20 protein-coding genes are annotated in these 19958 nt (G+C 72.8%); 15 read left to right on the top strand and 5 right to left on the bottom strand.

Annotated features, from left to right (window positions below):
- Positions 1 to 7: 7 nt before the first annotated feature.
- Positions 8 to 370: a DsrE family protein gene (locus BLW57_RS18700; RefSeq protein WP_093475943.1), complete on the bottom strand. Its 363-nt coding sequence runs from the start codon at positions 368 to 370 to the stop codon at positions 8 to 10.
- Positions 371 to 650: 280 nt separating this feature from the next.
- On the opposite strand from BLW57_RS18700, the gene BLW57_RS18690 reads away from it, so the two are divergent.
- Genes BLW57_RS18690 through BLW57_RS18680 form a run of 3 tightly spaced genes read left to right on the top strand, consistent with a single transcriptional unit; the run spans position 651 to position 2654 of the window.
- Positions 651 to 1226: a heme-binding beta-barrel domain-containing protein gene (locus BLW57_RS18690; RefSeq protein WP_093475941.1), complete on the top strand. Its 576-nt coding sequence runs from the start codon at positions 651 to 653 to the stop codon at positions 1224 to 1226.
- 15 nt (positions 1227 to 1241) lie between these two features.
- On the top strand, positions 1242 to 1679 hold the full coding sequence (locus BLW57_RS18685; RefSeq protein WP_073887860.1) for a Fur family transcriptional regulator: 438 nt from the start codon (positions 1242 to 1244) through the stop codon (positions 1677 to 1679).
- 9 nt (positions 1680 to 1688) lie between these two features.
- Positions 1689 to 2654 (top strand): CAF17-like 4Fe-4S cluster assembly/insertion protein YgfZ, encoded by a 966-nt coding sequence (locus tag BLW57_RS18680; RefSeq protein WP_093475940.1) that lies wholly within the window; start codon positions 1689 to 1691, stop codon positions 2652 to 2654.
- 30 nt (positions 2655 to 2684) lie between these two features.
- Here BLW57_RS18680 and dtd read toward each other — a convergent pair whose 3' ends face one another.
- Positions 2685 to 3110, bottom strand: coding sequence for a D-aminoacyl-tRNA deacylase (gene dtd, locus BLW57_RS18675; RefSeq protein WP_093480769.1), 426 nt, complete (start codon positions 3108 to 3110; stop codon positions 2685 to 2687).
- A gap of 159 nt (positions 3111 to 3269) precedes the next feature.
- Between dtd and BLW57_RS18670 the strand changes: the two genes are divergently transcribed.
- The 3 genes from BLW57_RS18670 (at position 3270) to BLW57_RS18660 (ending at position 6424) form a co-directional block, all read left to right on the top strand.
- Positions 3270 to 3872 carry an RsiG family protein gene (locus BLW57_RS18670; protein ID WP_093480768.1) on the top strand — a complete coding sequence of 201 codons (603 nt, stop codon included), beginning with the start codon at positions 3270 to 3272 and terminating at the stop codon, positions 3870 to 3872.
- Between the two features lie 62 nt (positions 3873 to 3934).
- Entirely contained in the window at positions 3935 to 5167 is a 1233-nt protein-coding gene (locus BLW57_RS18665) for a GNAT family N-acetyltransferase (RefSeq protein WP_093475938.1), read from the top strand.
- 342 nt (positions 5168 to 5509) lie between these two features.
- Entirely contained in the window at positions 5510 to 6424 is a 915-nt protein-coding gene (locus tag BLW57_RS18660; RefSeq protein ID WP_093475937.1) for a winged helix-turn-helix domain-containing protein, read from the top strand.
- Here BLW57_RS18660 and BLW57_RS18655 read toward each other — a convergent pair.
- Positions 6419 to 6607, bottom strand: coding sequence for a hypothetical protein (locus tag BLW57_RS18655; RefSeq protein WP_093475936.1), 189 nt, complete (start codon positions 6605 to 6607; stop codon positions 6419 to 6421). The genes BLW57_RS18660 and BLW57_RS18655 overlap by 6 nt on opposite strands.
- Positions 6608 to 6767: 160 nt before the next feature.
- On the opposite strand from BLW57_RS18655, the gene BLW57_RS18650 reads away from it, so the two are divergent.
- The 6 genes from BLW57_RS18650 to BLW57_RS18625 all read left to right on the top strand — a co-directional run bounded on the left by BLW57_RS18650 (position 6768) and on the right by BLW57_RS18625 (position 14103).
- Complete coding sequence (locus BLW57_RS18650; RefSeq protein WP_176985641.1) at positions 6768 to 7646, top strand: FadR/GntR family transcriptional regulator; 879 nt, start codon at positions 6768 to 6770, stop codon at positions 7644 to 7646.
- Between the two features lie 83 nt (positions 7647 to 7729).
- Positions 7730 to 8395 (top strand): HAD family hydrolase, encoded by a 666-nt coding sequence (locus tag BLW57_RS18645; protein WP_256339522.1) that lies wholly within the window; start codon positions 7730 to 7732, stop codon positions 8393 to 8395.
- A gap of 221 nt (positions 8396 to 8616) precedes the next feature.
- Positions 8617 to 10848 (top strand): phosphotransferase family protein, encoded by a 2232-nt coding sequence (locus BLW57_RS18640; protein WP_093480767.1) that lies wholly within the window; start codon positions 8617 to 8619, stop codon positions 10846 to 10848.
- A 10-nt stretch (positions 10849 to 10858) separates the two neighbouring features.
- Positions 10859 to 11482, top strand: a complete 624-nt coding sequence (locus tag BLW57_RS18635; protein WP_176985640.1) for a TetR/AcrR family transcriptional regulator — start codon at positions 10859 to 10861, stop codon at positions 11480 to 11482.
- Positions 11483 to 11541: 59 nt separating this feature from the next.
- A complete protein-coding gene (locus BLW57_RS18630; protein WP_093475930.1) occupies positions 11542 to 13572 on the top strand; it encodes a HelD family protein in 2031 nt (676 codons plus the stop codon).
- Positions 13573 to 13617: 45 nt separating this feature from the next.
- Positions 13618 to 14103: an HAD domain-containing protein gene (locus tag BLW57_RS18625; protein ID WP_176985639.1), complete on the top strand. Its 486-nt coding sequence runs from the start codon at positions 13618 to 13620 to the stop codon at positions 14101 to 14103.
- Between the two features lie 25 nt (positions 14104 to 14128).
- Here BLW57_RS18625 and BLW57_RS18620 read toward each other — a convergent pair whose 3' ends face one another.
- The gene (locus BLW57_RS18620) at positions 14129 to 16528 is read right to left on the bottom strand and encodes an excinuclease ABC subunit UvrA (protein WP_256339521.1); all 2400 of its coding nucleotides are present in this window, start codon (positions 16526 to 16528) and stop codon (positions 14129 to 14131) included.
- 160 nt (positions 16529 to 16688) lie between these two features.
- Here BLW57_RS18620 and BLW57_RS18615 point away from each other — a divergent pair, with 160 nt between their 5' ends.
- The 3 genes from BLW57_RS18615 to BLW57_RS18605 all read left to right on the top strand — a co-directional run bounded on the left by BLW57_RS18615 (position 16689) and on the right by BLW57_RS18605 (position 18298).
- Positions 16689 to 17174: a helix-turn-helix domain-containing protein gene (locus tag BLW57_RS18615; protein WP_093475929.1), complete on the top strand. Its 486-nt coding sequence runs from the start codon at positions 16689 to 16691 to the stop codon at positions 17172 to 17174.
- Between the two features lie 74 nt (positions 17175 to 17248).
- Positions 17249 to 17851 carry a hypothetical protein gene (locus tag BLW57_RS18610; protein ID WP_093475927.1) on the top strand — a complete coding sequence of 201 codons (603 nt, stop codon included), beginning with the start codon at positions 17249 to 17251 and terminating at the stop codon, positions 17849 to 17851.
- Positions 17852 to 17959: 108 nt separating this feature from the next.
- The gene (locus BLW57_RS18605) at positions 17960 to 18298 is read left to right on the top strand and encodes a DUF2516 family protein (protein WP_371127860.1); all 339 of its coding nucleotides are present in this window, start codon (positions 17960 to 17962) and stop codon (positions 18296 to 18298) included.
- An 89-nt stretch (positions 18299 to 18387) separates the two neighbouring features.
- Here the strand turns inward: BLW57_RS18605 and BLW57_RS18600 are convergent, their stop codons facing one another.
- Complete coding sequence (locus BLW57_RS18600) at positions 18388 to 19689, bottom strand: PP2C family protein-serine/threonine phosphatase (protein ID WP_093475924.1); 1302 nt, start codon at positions 19687 to 19689, stop codon at positions 18388 to 18390.
- Positions 19690 to 19958: the final 269 nt, after the last annotated feature.

The following is a 19958-nucleotide window of genomic DNA, read 5'->3' as shown; positions in this document are numbered from 1 at the left end:
GGCGGCCTCAGTACACGAGCGCCTGGGTGCCGTCCGCCAGGGCCTCCTGCACGAAGACCTGCGCGCCCGCGATCCGGACCCCGTCGAGGACGTCCTTCTCGGAGATCTCCCGGCGGGCGGCGCACTGGGTGCACAGCGTGACGCGGCCGGCCGCGAGGATCGAGTCGATCAGGTCGGGCAGCGGAGCGGCGTGCGGCAGCTCGAACTCGGCGGCCCGGCCCGGCAGCGCGAACCAGGACGACTCCCCGGTCAGCCACAGCGAGACGTCGACCCCACTGGCCACGGCCACCGCCGCCACCGTGAAGGCCTGCGAGCAGCGCTCGGGGGCATCGGCCCCGGCCGTCACCTTGATCACAAGCTTCTTCGCCATGCCCGAATCGTAGTTCGGCCGCCCGCGGCTCCCCGCGCACTCCGGTCCCCGCGGCGCCCGCGACAGCGAGCCGCGCACCTCGTCAGGAGGGCCGGAGCCCGGCCGCGTAAGCTGGGCCCCGGCTCTGTCGTACGCCCACCCTCGCTCAAGGAGCACCCGTGGAGATCTTCTTCGAAACCCTGCTGGTCCTGGTCTGCGTCGGCGTTCTCGCCTTCGCCGGTCTGACCGTGAAGAAGCTGTACCAGGGCCAGCGCTGATCCACCCCTAGGAAAGCATCCTCATGATCGAGATCCCGTCCGACCTCCACAAGGACCTGGTCCCGCTCGCCTTCCTGCTCGGCAACTGGGCCGGCGTGGGCGTGCACGACTTCCCCGGCTCGGAGAAGTGCAACTTCGGGCAGGAGGTCAGCTTCACCCACGACGGCCGGGACTTCCTGGAGTACCACTCCCACACCTGGGTCCTGGACAACGACGGCAACAAGGTCCGTCCCCTGGAGTCGGAGTCCGGCTACTGGCGGATCGACGCGAGCCGCAAGGTCGAGGTCACCATGACCCGCGACGACGGCACGGTGGAGATCTGGTACGGCGAGATGGCCGACAAGAAGCCGCAGATCGACCTGGTCACGGACGCCGTCGCGCGCACCGCCGCGGCCCAGCCCTACTCCGGTGGCAAGCGGCTGTACGGCTACGTCAAGAGCGACCTGATGTGGGTCGGCGAGAAGCAGACCCCCGAGGTCGAGCTGCGCCCCTACATGTCGGCGCACCTGAAGAAGGTCGTCACCCCCGAGGACGTCGAGCGCTGGGCGAAGGCCCTGCCGGACGACATGCCCGACGACGGCATCGCCTTTTTCAAGTAGTCCTACACTTTCGGTGTGGTGAGCACCGACTGGAAGAGCGACCTCAGGCAGCGCGGCTACCGGCTGACGCCGCAGCGTCAGCTTGTCCTCGAAGCCGTGGACACCCTTGAGCACGCGACCCCCGACGCCATCCTCGTGGAAGTGAGGAAGACGGCGTCGGGGGTCAACATTTCCACCGTCTACCGGACGCTGGAGCTGCTGGAGGAGCTGGGCCTGGTCAGCCACGCCCACCTCGGGCACGGCGCGCCCACCTATCACCTCGCCGACCGCCACCACCATCTGCACCTGGTGTGCCGGGACTGCGAGAACGTCATCGAGGCGGACGTCGAGGTGGCGGCCGACTTCACGGCCAAACTGCGCGCGCAGTTCGGGTTCGACACGGACATGAAGCACTTCGCGATCTTCGGCCGCTGCCGGGACTGTTCGCTGAAGAGTTCAACTACCACATCGTAGGCTTGCCGTATGAAGAGCCCTCTGCTGTCCCTGCCCGGCGCCGTCCCCGCCGAAGGAGCCGACGAAGGCGTCGCCGCCCACTACGGCGACCTGTTCCGCGAGCAGCGCGCCCTGGCCGACGGCACCGGTTTCGTCGACCTCTCGCACCGTGGTGTCGTCGCCGTCACCGGCGGGGACCGGCTGAGCTGGCTGCACCTGCTGCTCACCCAGCACGTCAGCGAGCTGCCGGCGGGCGAGGCGACCGAGGCGCTGATCCTCTCCGCCCACGGCCACATCGAGCACGCGCTGTACCTGGTGGACGACGGCACGACGGTCTGGGCGCACGTGGAGCCCGGCACCCAGGAGGCGCTGATCGCGTACCTGGAGTCGATGAAGTTCTTCTACCGGGTCGAGGTCGCCGACCGCACCGAGGACTTCGCGGTCGTCCACCTGCCGGCCGGCTCCATCGCGGAGGTCCCCGAGGACGTCGTCGTACGCGAGACGGCCTACGGACGCGATCTCTTCCTGCCGCGTGCCGGGCTGGAGGAGTTCGCCGCCGCGTACGGACCGGCCGCCGGGCTCCTCGCCTACGAGGCCCTGCGCGTCGAGCACCACCGGCCGCGCCTCGGCTTCGAGACCGACCACCGCACGATCCCGCACGAGCTGGGCTGGATCGGCACGGCGGTGCACCTGCAGAAGGGCTGCTACCGGGGCCAGGAGACGGTCGCCCGCGTGCAGAACCTGGGCAAGCCGCCCCGCCGGCTGGTCTTCCTGCACCTGGACGGCAGCGAGGTCCACCTGCCGGCGGCCGGCACCGAGCTCCGCCTCGCGGACGAGGGCCCCGACGGCCGCAAGATCGGTTTCGTGACGACCTCGGTGCGCCACTACGAGCTGGGCCCGGTGGCCCTTGCCCTGGTGAAGCGGAACGTGCCCGTCGACGCGCGGCTCCTGGCCGGCGACACGGCGGCCGCGCAGGAGACCGTGGTCGAGCCGTAGCCGGCCCGGGCCGCGGGCCCCGCCCGCGGCCTAGATCTCCAGCAGCACCGTGAACGGGCCGTCGTTCGTCAGCGACACCCGCATCTGCGCGCCGAAACGGCCCGTCGCCACCGTCGCGCCCAGCCCCCGCAGCTGGGCCACCACCTCGTCCACCAGCGGCTCGGCGACCTTGCCCGGTGCCGCCGCGTTCCAGGTGGGCCGGCGGCCCTTGCGGGCGTAGCCGTAGAGCGTGAACTGGCTGATCACGAGCAGCGGTGCGGCGATGTCGCTGCACGACTTCTCGTCCTGGAGCATCCGGATCGACCACAGCTTGCGGGCCAGCTGGGCGGCCTTCTCCTCGGTGTCCTCATGGGTCACCCCGACGAGGACGCACAGCCCCTCGCCCTCGATCGCGCCCACCGTCTCGCCGTCCACGACGACGCTCGCGCCGTCCACCCTCTGCACCACCGCACGCATGCGCACCATCATGCCGGGTCTCCCGCCGAGCGCCGCGGGGGCCCATTATGGATCTCTTACCGCCCATCTGGGGCTGTTTCGGGGGCACTCGGTCACATTGTGGCCACTTGGGGTGGCACCATGCTTCCACACGCCGGTCGAGGGGACGGTCAGATGCACATGAGCACACCGAGCACCAGTGGGCGGCTGGGAACGCAGGGGGCGTACCGGCCGCCCGCACCGCGTGGCGACGGCACCGCGGGCCCGGCCCTGCCCGCCGAGCCGCCCGAGCCCGATCTGGCCCTGCTGACCCTGCCCGAACTGCGCGCCCTGCGCCGGGACGCCCAGCGCGACGAGGCGGACCTCAGCTATGTGCGGCGGCTGCTGCAGGGCCGGATCGACATCCTGCGCGCGGAGCTGTGCCGGCGCGGCCGGGCGTCCGTGCCGGCGCCCGCGGACGGCTCCGTGGTCGACCGGCTCCCGGAGATCCTCAAGGACGCCCCGGCCCGGCACCGTTCCTCCGCCCGCCACGTGACGCTGGGCACCCCGCACAACGAGGAGTACCGGCAGCTGGCGGCCGAGATGCTCGGCGAGGTGGAGCTGTCCGACCTCGGCGCGCGCACGGACCTGGAGCTGACCAGCGCCATGGGCCGCCTGGTCCGTTACGAGCAGGAGGTGTCCCGGCGCCGCCAGCGGCTCCAGCACACGACCGACGACTGCAGCGGGGAGATCGCGCGCCGGTACCGGATGGGCGAGGCGCAGGTGGACGACCTGCTGACCTGAGCGGGGCGCGGGGCACGGAAAATGCGGGCGACAGCCCGGGAGCGTCCGCCTACCGTGGCCCCATGACCGACGTCCGCACCGTCTCCGACGCCGCATTCGAGGACTGGCAGCGCGCCCTGAACACGGGGTTCCTGCGGCCGCCGGTCCTGACCCCGGAGCAGGTGGCGGCCCGGCGCCTGCTGCCCGGCCGCAGGCTGGGCGCCTTCGACGGGGACCGGTGCGTGGCCACCTTCCGCTCCTTCGACCAGGAACTGACCGCGGTCGGCGGCGCACCGGTGCCCGCGGACGCGATCTCCAACGTCACCGTCAGCCCGACGCACCGACGCCGTGGCCTGCTGTCCCGGATGATGCGCGCGGACCTCGCGGCAGCGCGGGACCGCGGCGACGTCGTGGCCACCCTGATCTCCGCCGAGTACCCGATCTACGGCCGGTACGGCTTCGGGCCGGCGACCTCGACGACCGAGTGGACCGTCGACGTGCCCCGGGCCGGCCTCGACCCGCGCTGGTCCGGCCCCGCGGACGGCGGCCGGATCGACCTGGTGGACGCCGAGGACGTGCGCAAACTCGGTCCCGAACTGCACGAGCGGTTCCGGCGTGCCCAGCCGGGCGCGGTCAGCCGGCACGAGCTGTGGTGGCAGACGAACACCGGTGCCCTGCGCCTCGGCGGCGACTGGACCGAGCCGTTCTTCGCCGTCTACCGGTCGGCCGGCGGCGAGGTCGAGGGCCTGGTGAGCTACGAGTCCGACGACAAGTGGCACGGCAAGCAGCCGCAGAACACCGCCGACGTCAACTGGCTGCTCACCACCACCCCGGCGGCAGAGCGCGCCCTGTGGCGGTATCTGTGCTCGATCGACTGGATCACGAAGGTCAGGTCCGGCTGGCGCGGGCCCGACGACCTGCTGCCCCTCCACCTGCCCGATCCGCGGGCCGCCCGGGTCACCGAGCACGCGGACTGGCTGTGGGTGCGGATCCTGGACGTCGTACGGGCCCTGGAGGCGCGGACGTACGACCGTGAGGGCGCGCTGGTGCTGGAGGTCGTCGACGAGGGCGGCTTCGGCGGGGGCCGGTTCCGGCTGACGGCCTCTGCCGAGGGGGCGTCGTGCACCCCGGCGGCCGCGGAGGGAGCCGATCTGACGCTGGAGATCGGCGAGTTGGCGCGCCTGTGGCTCGGTGACGAGTCGGCGCTGCGGCTCGCCGCCCTCGGCCTGGTCCAGGAAGAACGAGAGGGCGCCGCCCGGAAGGCCGACGCCCTGTTCCGCTCGCCCGGGCGTCCCTGGTGCCCGGACCTCTTCTGAGGCTCCCTTCTCCCGGCGACACACCGACTCTTCATCCGTAGCGAGCTGTTCGGTTGTGGCTGTGCCCTGACGATGTTCGGTTGTGGCTGCGCGTTCAGTTGTGACTGTGCGAGATCTTCAGTTGTGGCTGTGCGGGTCGTGCGCTGTGGCTTGCGCTCCGGTGGCCGCCCCCTGCCCGGGCTCCCGGCTCCCCTCCGGAAGGGAGCCCGTTCGGCCAACCACTGGGAAGCTCGACCATGTTGGGCGAGTTGGCTGCCAACTTCACTGTACTTATCTCCGCTGAGAACCGTCTCATAACCAGCAGTCGACGAACTGCCCCAAGATGGCAAGAAGTTGTAGTGTTTGTTCGTGGACCCGGAGCACGTCTCCGCCAGTGGACGGACGAGGTCACAGCGGCCCCACCCGTCACACCGCGAGATCGCCGACGAGCTGCGCGGCCGGATCAGGTCCGGCGAGCTGCGGCCGGGCGAGCGCATGCCCACCCAGGCGAGGCTGGCCGACGAGTTCGGTGTCGAACGCGGGGTCGTGCGGCAGGCGCTGCGCGTCCTGGAGGCGGAGCAGCTGCTCACCAACGTTTCCCAGGGCAGACCGGCCACGGTGGCCGCGGTGCCGGGGGCGGGCCGGTGCCCGGCGGGTCCCGGGGCGCCCCCGCAGCCGACGATGGTGGGGCTCGTCCCGCGCGTGGCGGCGGCCTTCGCCGCGCCGCACGTGCGGATCGACGCGCTCTGCCTGACCTCCGTCTCGTTGACCCTGGCCATCGGTGAGCCGCTGCGGCAGATCCACGCCGGCCATGCGAAACCGGCCAAGATCGACGTCCGGGTCCTGCTGCCGAGCCGGGACATCGAGCTGGCCTTCCCGGCGCCGGTGGACGCCGCGGACGGCGGTCTGCTGCACCGGCGCTGGCTGGCCCAGCGCAACGCCCAGGGCATGGTGCTGCGGCAGAACCTGCTGGCCCTGCGCACCACGCACGGCATCGAGGTCGAGGTCTGCTTCCGCGCCCTGCCCTTCACCCCACCGGTCAAGCTGTATCTGCTCAACGGCGCCGAGGCGCTCTTCGCGTACTACACGCTGGGGCGCCGTGAGCGGGAGATCGAGCACGAGCACGTGGAGCTGTACGACGCCGACGGCACCCGGTCGATGCTGTTCGCCTTCGAGCAGCGGGCCGGGCAGCGGGACGCGGCGTTCGTGGAGCAGTCGCAGAAATGGTTCGACGCGCTGTGGGAGACGATCAGTTCGGACCTGGTGCTGGCGTCATAGCGCGGGGCCGGCGAGCAGCAGCGCGAGCAGTACCGCGCCCGCGGAGCTGACCGCGGGGCTCTTGGCCTTGATGCCGACGGAGAGCAGCAGCATGCCGACGATGCCGGCGGCACCGTACTTCCACTGGACGAGCTGTTCGAAGCCGACGATGAACAGGGCGGAGAGGAAGGCGAGGGCAGGCACGGTGATTCCCCCTTCGGGCTGCCGGTGGGACGTACGGGAAGCAAAAGCTCCGCCAACTTGGAAAAGTTGGCAACCAACTTCACTTAAGTTGTCCCCACTTGGTCCGTGTGTATAAACAACTTTCCGGCAACTCCCCTTAGATGGATCAAAGTTGTAGCGTTTGGTCGTGACCCAGGAGAACGTGGCAGTGAACGGCAACAGAAGGCTCACGCCCCAGGAGATCGCCGACACCCTGCGCGAACGCATCCGCAGCGGTGTCCTCCGGTCGGGCGAGCGGCTGCCCACGCAGGCCGAACTCGCCGAGGAGTTCGGGGTGGAGCGTGGTGCCGTGCGCCAGGCCCTGCGGACACTGCAACTGGCCGGGCTGCTCAGCAACGTCAGCAAGGGCAGCCCGCCGAGGGTCGCCGAGCCGCCGCCGGCCCGCGAGGAGCCCCAGCCGACCATGGTGGCCCTCGCCCCCCGGCTGACGGCGGCCTTCGAGGCGCCGCACGTGCGCATCGACGCGGTCTGCCTCACCGCGCAGAGCCTGATCCCGGCCCTCGGGGAGCCGCTGCGCCTGATTCACGAGGGCCGCATCCGTCCCGAGCGGATCGACGCCCGCGTCCTGCTCCCGTCCCGGCACATCGACCTCGCCTTCCCGGTCTCGGTCGACGCCGGCCGCGACGACGACGCCGTCCACCGGCGCTGGCTGGCGATGCGCAACGCCCAGGGGCAGGTGCTCCAGTACAACCTCCAGGCCCTGCGCGGCACCCACGACATCGACGTCCACGTCACCTTCCGCGCGCTGCCGTTCACCCCGCCGGCGAAGCTGTACCTGCTCAACGGGGTGGAGGCGCTCTACGCGTACTACATGGTCACGCGCCGCGCGGAGCCCACCGAGAGCGGGATGCTGGAGATGTACGACACCCTCGGCTCCGAATCCCTCCTGTTCTCCTTCGAGCAGCGGTCGGGGCAGCGGGACGCGGCGTTCGTGGAGCAATCGCAGAAGTGGTTCGACGCCCTCTGGGAAACCATCACCACGGACCTGACACTCTCCTAGTGACTTCTGATGCGACTTCTGATGCCACGTCTGGTGCGAATGAGATCGGGAAGCTACGGGAACTGATCACATCCGCCCGGGTCGTGCTGTGGGACTTCGACGGGCCCATCTGCCGCCTCTTCGCCGGGCACAAGGCCGAACGGGTGGCCGCGGACCTGGTGGAATGGCTGGCGCGGCAGGGCCTGCACGGCCTGCTCACGGACACCGAGCGGGAGACGCTGGACCCGCAGGTGGTGCTGCGCGCCGTAGGCCGCCGGCACCCGGGCAGCGATCTCGTCGCCGCCCTGGAGGAGCGGCTCACCCAGGAGGAGGAGCGGGCCGCAGGCTCCGCGCTGCCGACCGCGTACGCCGACCCGCTGATCCGCACCTGGACCGCCGTCGGCGCCCGGCTCGCCGTCACCACCGACAACTCGCCCCGGGCGGCCCGCACCTACCTCGAGAGCCGCGGCCTCACCGGCTGCTTCACGCCTCACCTGTACGGCCGCACGCAGGCGCTCCAGCATCTCAAGCCGCATCCGCACTGCCTCAACCGCGCCCTGAGCGCGACGGGCGCCGCCCCGGCGGACGCGCTGATGATCGGCGACTCCGTCTCCGACCTGGACGCGGCCCGCGAGGCCGGTGTGCCGTTCCTCGGCTACGCGGGCGGCGAGGACAAGGAGAAACGCCTGCGGACGGCGGGCGCCGAGCATGTCGTACGGTCGCTCGAACCGTTGCTGCATCTGCTCCGGAGCGGGCACGCCGTGCGCTAGCATGCGCCAATCCGGGCCACCGCCCGGACGTGTGCGTGGGGAAGGGCAACGAGCCGGTCCTCGGCCGTCGGCCCGGCACGGTGAGTGGCGGACCACCCGTCGGGCTGCTCGACTGGGCCGGGAGCCGTGACGGCCACCACCTGGGAACAGCGTTCTCCCGGCCGTGTCCGCCGACGCTGTTCCGCCCCTTCCTTTTCGGCGCGATCTACCCGGAGCGGCCCGTGGGCGCACCGCCTGTCCCCCGTGCTGCGGCCGGGGGGCACGCCGGCAGAGTTCGCCGGGACGCCGTCGTCCGGGCCTTCGTGGCCCGTGCGGTCGCGGCCGGGCCGGCGAAGGACGGCTTCCACCACCGCAACCACGTCCTGCCGCTCACCGACCCCCTCGCCGGACTGCTGGGCCTGGCCCCCGGCACACCGGTGACCGTCCGGGTGCCGCGGCCGGACGTGGTGCCCGTGGTCGTGCGCACCTGGCCGAGCGAGCCGGAGATCCTGCACGCCCTGCGCGGTGTGCTGCCCGTCCCGCGGTGCCTGGCCGCGGGGGAGGGGTACGCCGTCCACAGCTATGTGGCCGGAGACGTCCTCGCGGACGTCTGCGGCCCGGGCAAACCGGTGTCGGGGCCGCTGCTGACGGACCTCGCGGAGCTGTTCGCCGCGATCGTCCAGGTGCGCGGTCCGGCCCTGCCGCCGCTGCCGGCCGACCGGCCCCGCAACCACACCGACTCCCAGGGGTTCCTGCGCACCCTGGCCCAGCTCGCCGACCGCCAGATCCGGCGGCCCAACTGGCGCCGGTACGGCGGGCTGTTCGTCGCCCTCGGTGTGCCCGAGGACGCCCTGCTCCGGTTCGCCGACCGGGTGCCGGCGCTGACCCGGCGGCCCTACGGCCTGCTCCACGGCGACCTGCACCGCGGCAATCTGGTGCTGCCGTCCGCGGGTGACCCGCCGCTGCACTGCCTGGACTGGGAACTGGCGGGCTTCGGCGACCCGTTGCACGACCTCGCCGTGCACCTGGTGCGGATGCGCTACCCGGACCACCAGTGGCAGGAGGCCGTCGACGCCTGGGCGGGGGCCGTGCACCGGGTGCGGCCCGCCGCGGTGGCCGGCCTTTCCCGGGACCTGCCCCACTACGTCGCCTTCGAGCGGGCCCAGTCGCTGTACGCCGACGTCGTGCGGGCCGCGCGGTCGCTGGAGGACTCCTTCGGCCCGCGGCGGCTGGAGGAGGCCACGGCCGTCGTGCACGGCGCGCTGCAGGCCGCCGCCGAACCGCTGAGGCTCGGCCGGGTGCCGCGGGAGGGCGAGATCGAGCGGGTGCTGTTCCGCCGCGGCGCGTCCGCCGGTGGCGCGCGGCCGCGCGTCCGGGGCATCGGCTGGACGCCGGACCGGCGCGTCCCGGAGCACCCCGGCTTCCCGCACTCCGCGGTCGCCGACGCGCTGTTCCTGGAGGGCGCGGCCCCCGCCGACCGGGTCTTCAAGGGCGCCGCGCACCTCAACACGGTGCTCAGGGTGCCCGGTACCGGCTTCCCCGTGGTCGTCCGCCGGGAGGCGGGCGTCGTGCTGCGGCGCGAACGCAGCTTCCTCAGCGAGCACGCCGTGCTCGGCGCCATCGCCCGCTCCGGGGTGCCCGTGGCCGCGCCCCGGGTGCTGGCGCTGGGCACGAGCCACGCCACGGACCCCGAGCACCGCTACGGCGGGGACCGCTTCGCCGTCCACACCTACGAGGGCGCCGACGACCTCGGCCGGAGCCCGGAGCACCCGGTGCACGGGCTGCGCCCGCACGAGGCCGACTGCCTGGTCGACCAGCTCGCCGCGCTGACCGCGGTCGACTGCGCCCCGATCGACCCGCTCGCCGGCCGGCCCCGCTTCTACGACTGGCTCAGCGACCAGCTCGTGGCGCTGGTCGCCGGGCTCCCCCGGAAGTCCCAGCAGGTGGCCCGCCTCCTCGGGCTGCCCGACGCCCCCCGGCTGCGTGAGATCCTCGCCCGGCACCGTGTCACCGAGCGCGACAGCGCCCTGCTGCACGGCGATCTGAACCCCTGGAACCTGGTGCGCCGCGAGGACCGCCCCGCGCTCATCCTCATCGACTGGGAGATGGCCCTGGTCGGGGACCCGCTGTACGAACTGGTCCGGCACATGCACCTCACCCCGACCCGGCCGGAGATCCGCGACCGCATGTTCCGCCGCTGGGACGCCGGGCTCGCCGTGCGGTTCACCGAGGGCTGGCAGGAGGACTGGCGGGTCTACCGCTGGATCGAGATCGTCCGCTCCGCCTACGTCGACCTCGACCGTCTGGTCACCGGCACGAGCCTGGACGCCCCCAACGTCCGCCGGGCGCTGGACTCGTACGCCATGACCCTCGCCGCGGCCACGGCCTCGCTGGGCCTGTCGGCGCGCCCGCGCGGCGGCCCCCCGCTCACCCCCGGCCTGGCCTGGCCGACCGGTCCGGGCGGCGCTGCGTAGGCTCCCCCTCATGGAAGAGATGGGCCTGCGCGAGCGCAAGAAGCAGCGGATGTACCAGGACGTGTCGGACACCGCCGTACGGCTGTTCCTGGAGCGGGGCTTCGACGCGGTGTCGGTCGCGGAGGTCGCCGCCGCGGCCGGGATCTCCAAGCCGACCCTCTTCCGGTACTTCCCGGCCAAGGAGGACCTGGTCCTGCACCGGATCGCGGACCACGAGACGGAGGCGGCGCGGGTGGTCGCCGGGTCGGCCGATCCGGTGGAGGCGCTGCGCCGGAACTTCCTCGCCGGGCTGGAGCGGCGCGACCCGGTCACGGGGCTGAACGACCATCCCCAGGTGCTCGCCTTCCACACGCTGCTGTACGGCACCCCGTCCCTGGTGGCGCGGGCCCACGGACATCAGGAGCGGTCGGAGGCGGCGCTCGCCGCGGCCCTGGGCGGCGGGCTGGACGCCCGGCTGGCGGCCGGGCAGATCATCGCCGTCCAGCGGATCCTCGCGCAGGACAACTGGCGGCGGATCGCGGCGGGGGAGAGCGTCGAGCGGGTGGCGCCGGAGGCGGTGCGGGCCGCCGAACGGGCCTTCGGGCGGCTGGCGGCAGGGCTGCCGGGGCTGTCCGGGCGGTCCCCCGCCGGGTGAGCGTTATGAGACCAGGTTAAAAACTTAACTCAGTTACATTTTTCCCGTACGCTGGCGCCATGACGTCACTCCACCCCGCCCTCGCCGACACCCTCCATGCCGAGCGCGCCTACCACGACACCTGCCGGGCCGCCCTCGCCGCGATGGTCGAGGGCGCGGCCGAGCAGGTCGTCGTGGGCGAGGACGTCTCCGCCTCCGGCGCCGACGCCGAAGTCCTCGGGTACCGCCTGCGCAGCCGCGCCGCGCAGATGCGCGCACTGCCGCCCGGCCCGCTGTTCTTCGGCCGCCTGGACTTCGCCGACGACGCCCCCGGGCACGGCGGGCAGAGCTACCACGTCGGCCGGCTCCGGATCACCGAGGACCCGGCCGCCCCGCCCCTGGTGGTGGACTGGCGGGCCCCCGTGTCCCGCGCCTTCTACCAGGCGAGCGCCCGCGATCCGCAGGGCGTCGCCATCCGGCGCCGGTTCGGCTGGGCGCCCGGCAGCCGGGGCGACTCCGCCGACCTCACCGGGCTGGAGGACGAGCGCCTGTACCGGGGCGAGTCGCGGGCCGGCGACATCGTCGCCCGCGAGATCGCGCGGCCCCGCGTCGGTCCCATGCGGGACATCGCCGCCACCATCCAGCCCGAACAGGACGACCTCGTACGGGCCGTCCTCGCCGACTCCGTGTGCGTGCAGGGCGCCCCCGGCACCGGCAAGACCGCCGTCGGGCTGCATCGCGCCGCCTACCTGCTCTACACCCACCCCAAGCGGCTCCAGCGCTCCGGCCTGCTCATCCTCGGCCCGAACCGCACCTTCCTCGGCTACATCGCGGAGGTGCTGCCCGCCCTCGGCGAGACGGGCGTACGCCAGTCCACCCTCCTGGAGGAGATCGCCCGCCACCCCCTCACCGGCACCGACCCCGTCGCCACGGCCACCGTCAAGCACGATCCCCGTATGGCCGAGGTGCTGCGCCGGGCGCTCTACGCGCACGTGAGCGTGGAGGGGGTCACCGACCTCGCCGTTCCGGACGGCTCGCACCGCTGGCGGGTGCCCGCCGCCGAACTGGCCGCCGTGGTCGAGCAGGTACGGGCCGAGGAGCCGCCGTACTCCGTCGGCCGGGAGCGGGTCCGCACCCGGCTGGTCCGGCGGCTGCGGGAGCAGGCCGAGCGTCGCTCCGGCGTGCTGCCCGCCTCCTGGGTCCGGCGGATCGAGCGGTCCCGGCCGCTCACCGCCCACCTCGACGCCGTCTGGCCCCGCGTCCGCCCCGAAGAGGTCCTCACCGCCCTCCTCACCGACGGCGCGGTGCTGGCCCGCGCCGCCGACGGGCTGCTGGACCCGGACGAGCGGGCGGCGCTGCTGTGGCCGCGCCCGCCGCGCTCCTGGAAGTCCGCCCGCTGGTCGGCCGCCGACCTCGTCCTCCTCGACGAGCTGTCCGGACTCGCCGAACACCCCGAGGGCTACGGCCACCTCGTCGTCGACGAGGCGCAGGACCTCTCGCCCATGGAGTGCCGGGCGATCGCCCGCCGGGCCGTCTTCGGCTCGCTCACCGTCCTCGGCGACCTCGCCCAGGGCACCACCCCGTGGGCCGCCCGCGACTGGTCCGCGCAGATGCGCCACCTCGGCCGGCCGGACGCCGCCGTGGTGCCGCTCACCACCGGGTTCCGGGTGCCCGCCGCGGTCGTCGAGCTGGCCAACCGGCTGCTCGGCCGGCTCGACGTGGCCGTCCCCGCCGCCCGGTCCCTGCGGGCCGACGGCGAGCTGACCGTCCGCCCGACCGACGACGTCCCCGGCACGACCGTGACCGCCGTACGGGAGGCGCTCGCCCGAGAGGGCTCGGTCGGGGTCGTCGCGGCGGACGCGGACCTGGCCGGCGTACGGGAGGCGCTCGCCGCCGCCGGGATCGCGGCGGCGGGCCCCGGGACCCTCGGCGCCCGTGTGACCCTCGTACCGGCGAGCCTGGTCAAGGGACTGGAGTACGACCACGTCGTCGCGGTGGAACCGGCCGCCGTCGCCGAGGCGGAGGAGCGCGGCGCCCACCGGCTGTACGTCGTGCTGACCCGGGCGGTCTCCCGGCTGGACGTGGTGCACGCCCGGCCCCTGCCGTTCTGAGCCCTGGCGGGGCGGGTCGGGACACCGGGGGTCCATCCTTGGACCGTGACCCTGCTCTTCCTCGACGTCGACGGTCCGCTCATCCCCTTCGGGGCGGCGGACCGCCCGTACCCGGCGTACCCGGGGCCGCGGATGGCCGGCCCCGAGTACCCGCTGCTCACCCGCGTCGACCCGGCCCTCGGACCCCGGCTCCTCGCGCTGGGCTGCGAACTGGTGTGGGCCACTACCTGGATGGACGACGCCAACTCCGGCCTCGCGCCCTGGCTGGGCCTGCCCGCGCTGCCGGTCGTGCGGTGGCCGGACGAGGACGAGCCGCCCGGCCTGCTGCACTGGAAGACCCGGCCGCTGGTCGCCTGGGCGGCGGGCCGCCCCTTCATCTGGGTGGACGACGAGATCACCGAGGCCGACCGCGCCTGGGCCGCCGTCCACCACCCCGGCCCGGCACTCCTCCACCGGATCGACCACCGCTACGGCCTGACGGAGGCGGACTTCACCGCGCTGGAGGAGTGGCTGGCGGCCGTGCGCCGCTGAGCCGGGGACGGGCCGTCGCGGTGGATCAGGTGCCGACGTAGTCCGCGAGGTGTTCGCCCGTCAGGGTGGAACGGGCGGCGACCAGTTCGGCGGGGGTGCCCTCGAAGACGACACGGCCGCCGTCGTGGCCGGCGCCGGGACCCAGGTCGATGATCCAGTCGGCGTGGGCCATGACCGCCTGGTGGTGCTCGATGACGATCACCGACTTGCCCGCGTCGACCAGCCGGTCCAGCAGGCCGAGCAGTTGCTCCACGTCGGCGAGGTGGAGACCGGTCGTCGGCTCGTCCAGGACGTAGACCCCGCCCTTGTCGGACATGTGCGTGGCCAGCTTCAGCCGCTGCCGCTCGCCGCCGGACAGCGTGGTGAGCGGCTGGCCGAGGGTGAGGTAGCCGAGGCCCACGTCGGCCATGTGCGTGAGGATCCGGTGCGCGGCGGGGGTGCGGGCCTCACCGGCGCCGAAGAACTCCCCGGCCTCGGTCACCGACATCGCCAGCACCTCGCTGATGTCCCGGCCGCCGAGGTGGTACTCCAGCACCGAGGCCTCGAACCGCTTGCCCTCGCACTCCTCGCAGGTGGTGGCGACGCCGGCCATCATCGCGAGGTCGGTGTAGACGACACCCGCGCCGTTGCAGTTCGGGCAGGCGCCCTCCGAGTTGGCGCTGAACAACGCCGGCTTCACGCCGTTGGCCTTGGCGAACGCCTTGCGGATCGGCTCCAGCAGCCCGGTGTACGTCGCCGGGTTGCTGCGGCGCGAGCCGCGGATCGGGGTCTGGTCGATGGAGACCACGTTCTCGCCGGCCGGGATCGAGCCGTGCACGAGGGAGCTCTTGCCGGAGCCGGCGACACCGGTGACGACGGTCAGCACGCCGAGCGGGATGTCCACGTCGACGTCTTGCAGGTTGTGCGTCGAGGCGCCGCGGATCTCCAGGGCGCCGGCCGGCTTGCGCACCGTCTCCTTGAGCCTGGCCCGGTCGTCCAGGTGCCGGCCGGTGAGGGTGCCGCTCGCCCGCAGCTGTTCGACGGTGCCCTCGAAGCAGACCGTCCCGCCCGCCGTACCGGCGCCGGGGCCGAGGTCGACCACGTGGTCGGCGATCGCGATCGCCTCCGGCTTGTGCTCCACGACCAGCACGGTGTTGCCCTTGTCGCGCAGGCGCAGCAGCAGGTCGTTCATCCGCCGGATGTCGTGCGGGTGCAGGCCGATGGTGGGCTCGTCGAAGACGTAGGTGACGTCGGTGAGGGAGGAGCCGAGGTGGCGGATCATCTTCACGCGCTGCGCCTCGCCGCCCGACAGCGTGCCCGCCGGCCGGTCGAGCGAGAGGTAGCCGAGGCCGATCTCCACGAACGAGTCGAGGGTGTCGCCGAGCGCGGTGAGCAGCGGCCCCACCGACGGCTCGGCCAGCCCCCGCACCCACTCGGCGAGGTCGCTGATCTGCATCGCGCAGGCGTCGGCGATGCTGACGCCCTCGATCTTCGAGGACCGGGCCGCCTCGCTCAGCCGGGTGCCCGCGCAGTCGGGACAGGTGGTGAAGGTGACCGCCCGGTCCACGAACTCCCTGATGTGCGGCTGCATCGCCTCCCGGTCCTTGGCGAGCATCGACTTCTGGATCCGCGGGACGAGGCCCTCGTACGTCATGTTGATGCCCGCGATCTTCATCCTGGTCGGCTCGCGGTACAGGAAGTCCTGAAGCTGCCTCTTGGTGAACGCGCGGATCGGTGTGTCCGGGTCGTACAGGCCGGACTCGGTGTAGAGGCGGTGGTTCCAGCCGCCGGCCTTGTACCCGGGGACGGTGAGCGCGCCCTCGGAGAGGGACTTGGAGTCGTCGAAGAGCTGGGTGAGGTCGATGTCGGTGACCGAGCCGCGGCCCTCGCAGCGCGGGCACATGCCGCCCGTGATGCTGAACTCGCGCCGCTCCTTCACGGTCTGCCCGGCGCGCTGCACGGTGACCGCGCCGGCCCCGCTGATCGAGGCCACGTTGAAGGAGTACGCCTTGGGCGAGCCGATGTGCGGCTCGCCGAGCCGGCTGAAGAGGATGCGCAGCATCGCGTTGGCGTCGGTGGCGGTGCCGACGGTGGAGCGGGGGTCGGCGCCCATCCGCTGCTGGTCGACGATGATCGCGGTGGTCAGCCCGTCCAGGACGTCGACGTCGGGACGCGCCAGCGTCGGCATGAAGCCCTGCACGAAGGCGCTGTAGGTCTCGTTGATCAGCCGCTGCGACTCGGCGGCGACGGTGTCGAACACGAGCGAGCTCTTGCCCGAGCCGGAGACACCGGTGAACACGGTCAGCCGGCGCTTGGGGATCTCGACGCTGACGTCCTTGAGGTTGTTCTCCCGCGCGCCGTGCACCCGGATCAGATCGTGGCTGTCGGCGAGGTGCGGCGCGGACGCCGTCGCGTCCGCCGCGTCCGTCATCGGGGGCGTGGTCATCGTGTCTCCGTCCGTCGGGGCCGCCGCCGACACGCTAGCCGCAGCCCGCCCGTCCCGGCTTCTCGATTCCTGACCGATGGACGCCGGTGTGCGACACGCGGGGCGCACTATTGCAAGCGGGTGCTTGCAATTGTTAGCGACGTTGGGGCAAGGTGGAGGCATGGCATCGCTCAACGTCGGCAATCTCGGTGACTACCTGCGCGAGCAGCGGCGCAACGCACAGCTGTCGCTGCGGCAGCTCGCCGATGCCGCCGGGGTGTCCAATCCGTACCTGAGCCAGATCGAGCGCGGGCTGCGCAAGCCCAGCGCGGAGGTGCTCCAGCAGGTCGCCAAGGCCCTGCGCATCTCCGCCGAGACGCTGTACGTCCGCGCCGGGATCCTCGACGCGGAGAGGGACCGGGACGAGGTGGAGACGCGCGCCGTCATCCTCGCCGATCCCTCGCTCAACGAGCGGCAGAAGCAGGTGCTGCTCCAGATCTACGAGTCCTTCCGCAAGGAGAACGGATTCGGGATCGCTGAGCCCGCGGTGGTCGAGGACGACGAGGACGGCGCGGGGGTCACGGACCAGGACACCGGCGACACCGCCGTGCGCGGCACCCGCACGGCCGGCGCAGACGATGCGGGCCCGCGGCGGACGGCCGGGTAACCGGACCAGGGCACCGGCTCCCACCGCGGACCACACCAACCTCAGCCGAACGCGAATCCGGGAGGACCCTCACCATGGCGATCAGTGACGACCTGCGCAAGACCCTCAGCGACCCGAAGCCGCTCTACTTCGCCGCCGGCACCGCCGACCTGGCGCTCCAGCAGGCCAAGAAGGTGCCCGGCCTGGTCGAGCAGCTGCGCGCCGAGGCCCCGGCCCGCATCGAGGCCGTCCGCAACACCGACCCGAAGGCCGTGCAGGAGAAGGCGGCCGCCCGGGCCAAGGAGGCGCAGGAGACCCTGCAGACCAGGGTCAACGAGCTGCTGGGCACCATCGACGTCGACCTGAAGAAGCTCGGTGAGACCGCCCAGGACCTCGCCCTGCGCGGGGTCGGCGTCGCCGCCGAGTACGCCGTCAAGGCCCGTGAGGCCTACGAGAAGGTGGCCGAGCACGGCGAGGCGACCGTGAAGACCTGGCGCGGCGAGGCCGCCGAGGAGATCGAGGACCTGGCCATCGCCGTCGAGGGCAAGCCCGAGCCGGTCGACGTCAAGGACGAGCCGAAGCCGGCCGAGGCGCCGGCCGGTGTCGCCGCGGAGAGGAAGCCCGTGGCGAAGAAGGCCCCGGCGCCGCGCAAGAGCACCCCGACCACCCCGAAGAAGACGCCCCCGCCGGCCAAGTGACACGACGGCCGGGACGGGATCGGGCCGGGCACCTTCGCGGTGTCCGGCCCGTTGTATGGGTACGGTGGCTGTACTGACGACTCGACCGGGGTGGTGGGCTCTGTGCTGATGACGGCATTCGGCGGCTTCATGTGGCTGCTCTTCACCGCCATGCTGGCGATGGCGGTGGTGGCCCTGGTGATGGCCGCGTTGTTCCGGGACGACGCCTACCGCGCGGCCGACAAGCAGAACAAGGGCTTCTGGCTGATCATCCTGGGTGTCGTGGTCGCGGTGAACCTCTTCGTCCCGATGCTGTTCCTGCAGCTCGCGGGCCTGGTGGCGACGATCGTCTTCTTCGTGGACGTCCGCCCGGCCCTCGTGCAGGTCTCTGGCGGCCGGGGCTTCGGCCGCCGCCGCGGGGGCAGTAGCAGCGACGGCCCGTACGGGCCGTATAACGGCGGCCGCTAGCGGCATCCCCCGGATCCTCGCGCCCCCAGGGGCGCGGGGATCCGTGCGTGCGGCCACGGACCACCGGCACCCGCGCCGACGGGCAACGCCTACGGCGCCCGGTCCAGCAGCACCACGGCGACGTCGTCCGTCAGCTCGCCGCCGTTGAGGTCGCGCACCTCGCTCACCGCGGCCCGCAGCAGCTCCTCGCCCCGCAGCCCCTCGGAGAGCTGGCGGCGGATCATCCGCACCATGCCGTCCTGGCCGAGCCGCTCCCCGTCCGCGCCGACCCGGCCCTCGATCAGGCCGTCGGTGTAGAGCATCAGGCTCCATTCGGCGCCCAGCTCCACCTGCATGCGCGGCCAGCGGGCGCCGGGCAGCAGACCGAGGGCGGGGCCGTTGTTGTCGTACGGCAGCAGGCGCGCGGACCGGCCGGGGCGGGCGATCAGCGGTGCCGGGTGGCCGGCCAGGCACAGGCCGGCGCGGCGCCCGTCGGGGGCTATGTCCACCGTGCACAGCGTCGCGAAGATCTCCTCGTCCGCGCGCTCGTGCTCCAGCACCTCCTGGAGCGTGCCCAGCAGCTCGTCCCCGCACAGCCCGGCCAGGGTCAGCGCCCGCCAGGCGATGCGCAGCTCCACGCCGAGCGCGGCCTCGTCCGGACCGTGGCCGCAGACGTCACCGATCATGGCGTGCACCGTGCCGTCGGGGGTGCGCACGGCGTCGTAGAAGTCACCGCCGAGCAGGGCTCGGGACCGGCCGGGGCGGTAGCGGGCGGCGAACCGCAGCGAGGAGCCCTCCAGCAGCGGGGTGGGGAGCAGGCCGCGCTCCAGGCGGCGGTTCTCCTGCGCGCGCAGCCGGCCCTCGGCCAGCCGGCGCTCGGCGGTGTCGGACCGCTTGCGCTCCACCGCGTACCGGATGGCGCGGCTGAGCAGACGCCCGTCCAGCTCGTCCCGGAAGAGGTAGTCCTGGGCGCCCACGCGCACGGCCTCCGTGCCGCGCTCGGCGTCGCCGGAGGCGGTCAGCGCGAGCACGGCGTGCCGGGGCGCGAGCTGGAGGACGTGCTTGAGCACGGCCAGCTCGTCGTCCGCGCCGGAGCCTCCCGGGGCCGGGAGCGCGAGGTCCAGCAGGATGCAGTGGACGTCGTCGGTGAGCAGCCGCTCCGCCTCGGTGAGGTTGCGGGCGGTGCGGACGCGCATCGGCTTTCCGGCCGGGTCCAGCAGATCGGGCACGATCGGCGAACCCGCCGGGTCGTCCTCGATCAGCAGCAGGGTGAGAGTGGCGCCGTTGCTGTGCACGGGCGTGGCGTCGCGGTGGGCCTCTTCCTTGAGGGGGCCGCCGATTGCGGAGGCGGCCGGCGCCTGACCACTCTCCACGGCCGGGATCGCTCTCTGCCGCGGTACGGGTACGGGCATCGTCTGGGTTCCTTCCCTCCCCCCGAGGGCACGGTGGTGCCGAGGGGTCTCGGCCCACCGACGGGTGACCATAGCGGCATTGCCCACCCCGATGGAATGGTGTGAGCCGGGTCGCTCCCGTGCAGGCCGCTGTCATATGCCGCGATACGTACCGCAGTTGGACAGGCCGCCGTCCGGGCGGGGATGACGAAGCTCACTCCAGGGCCGAGTTCGGGCGGTGACCGGCCGTGCGGTGGGTCACATGACGTGCGTCACGGGGGACATGGCAG

It is taken from the genome of Streptomyces sp. 1222.5 (assembly GCF_900105245.1).
Classification (GTDB): Bacteria; Actinomycetota; Actinomycetes; order Streptomycetales; family Streptomycetaceae; genus Streptomyces; species Streptomyces albidocamelliae.
The sequence above is the reverse complement of the archived record's forward strand: the minus strand, read 5'-3'. Positions and strand labels throughout refer to the sequence as shown.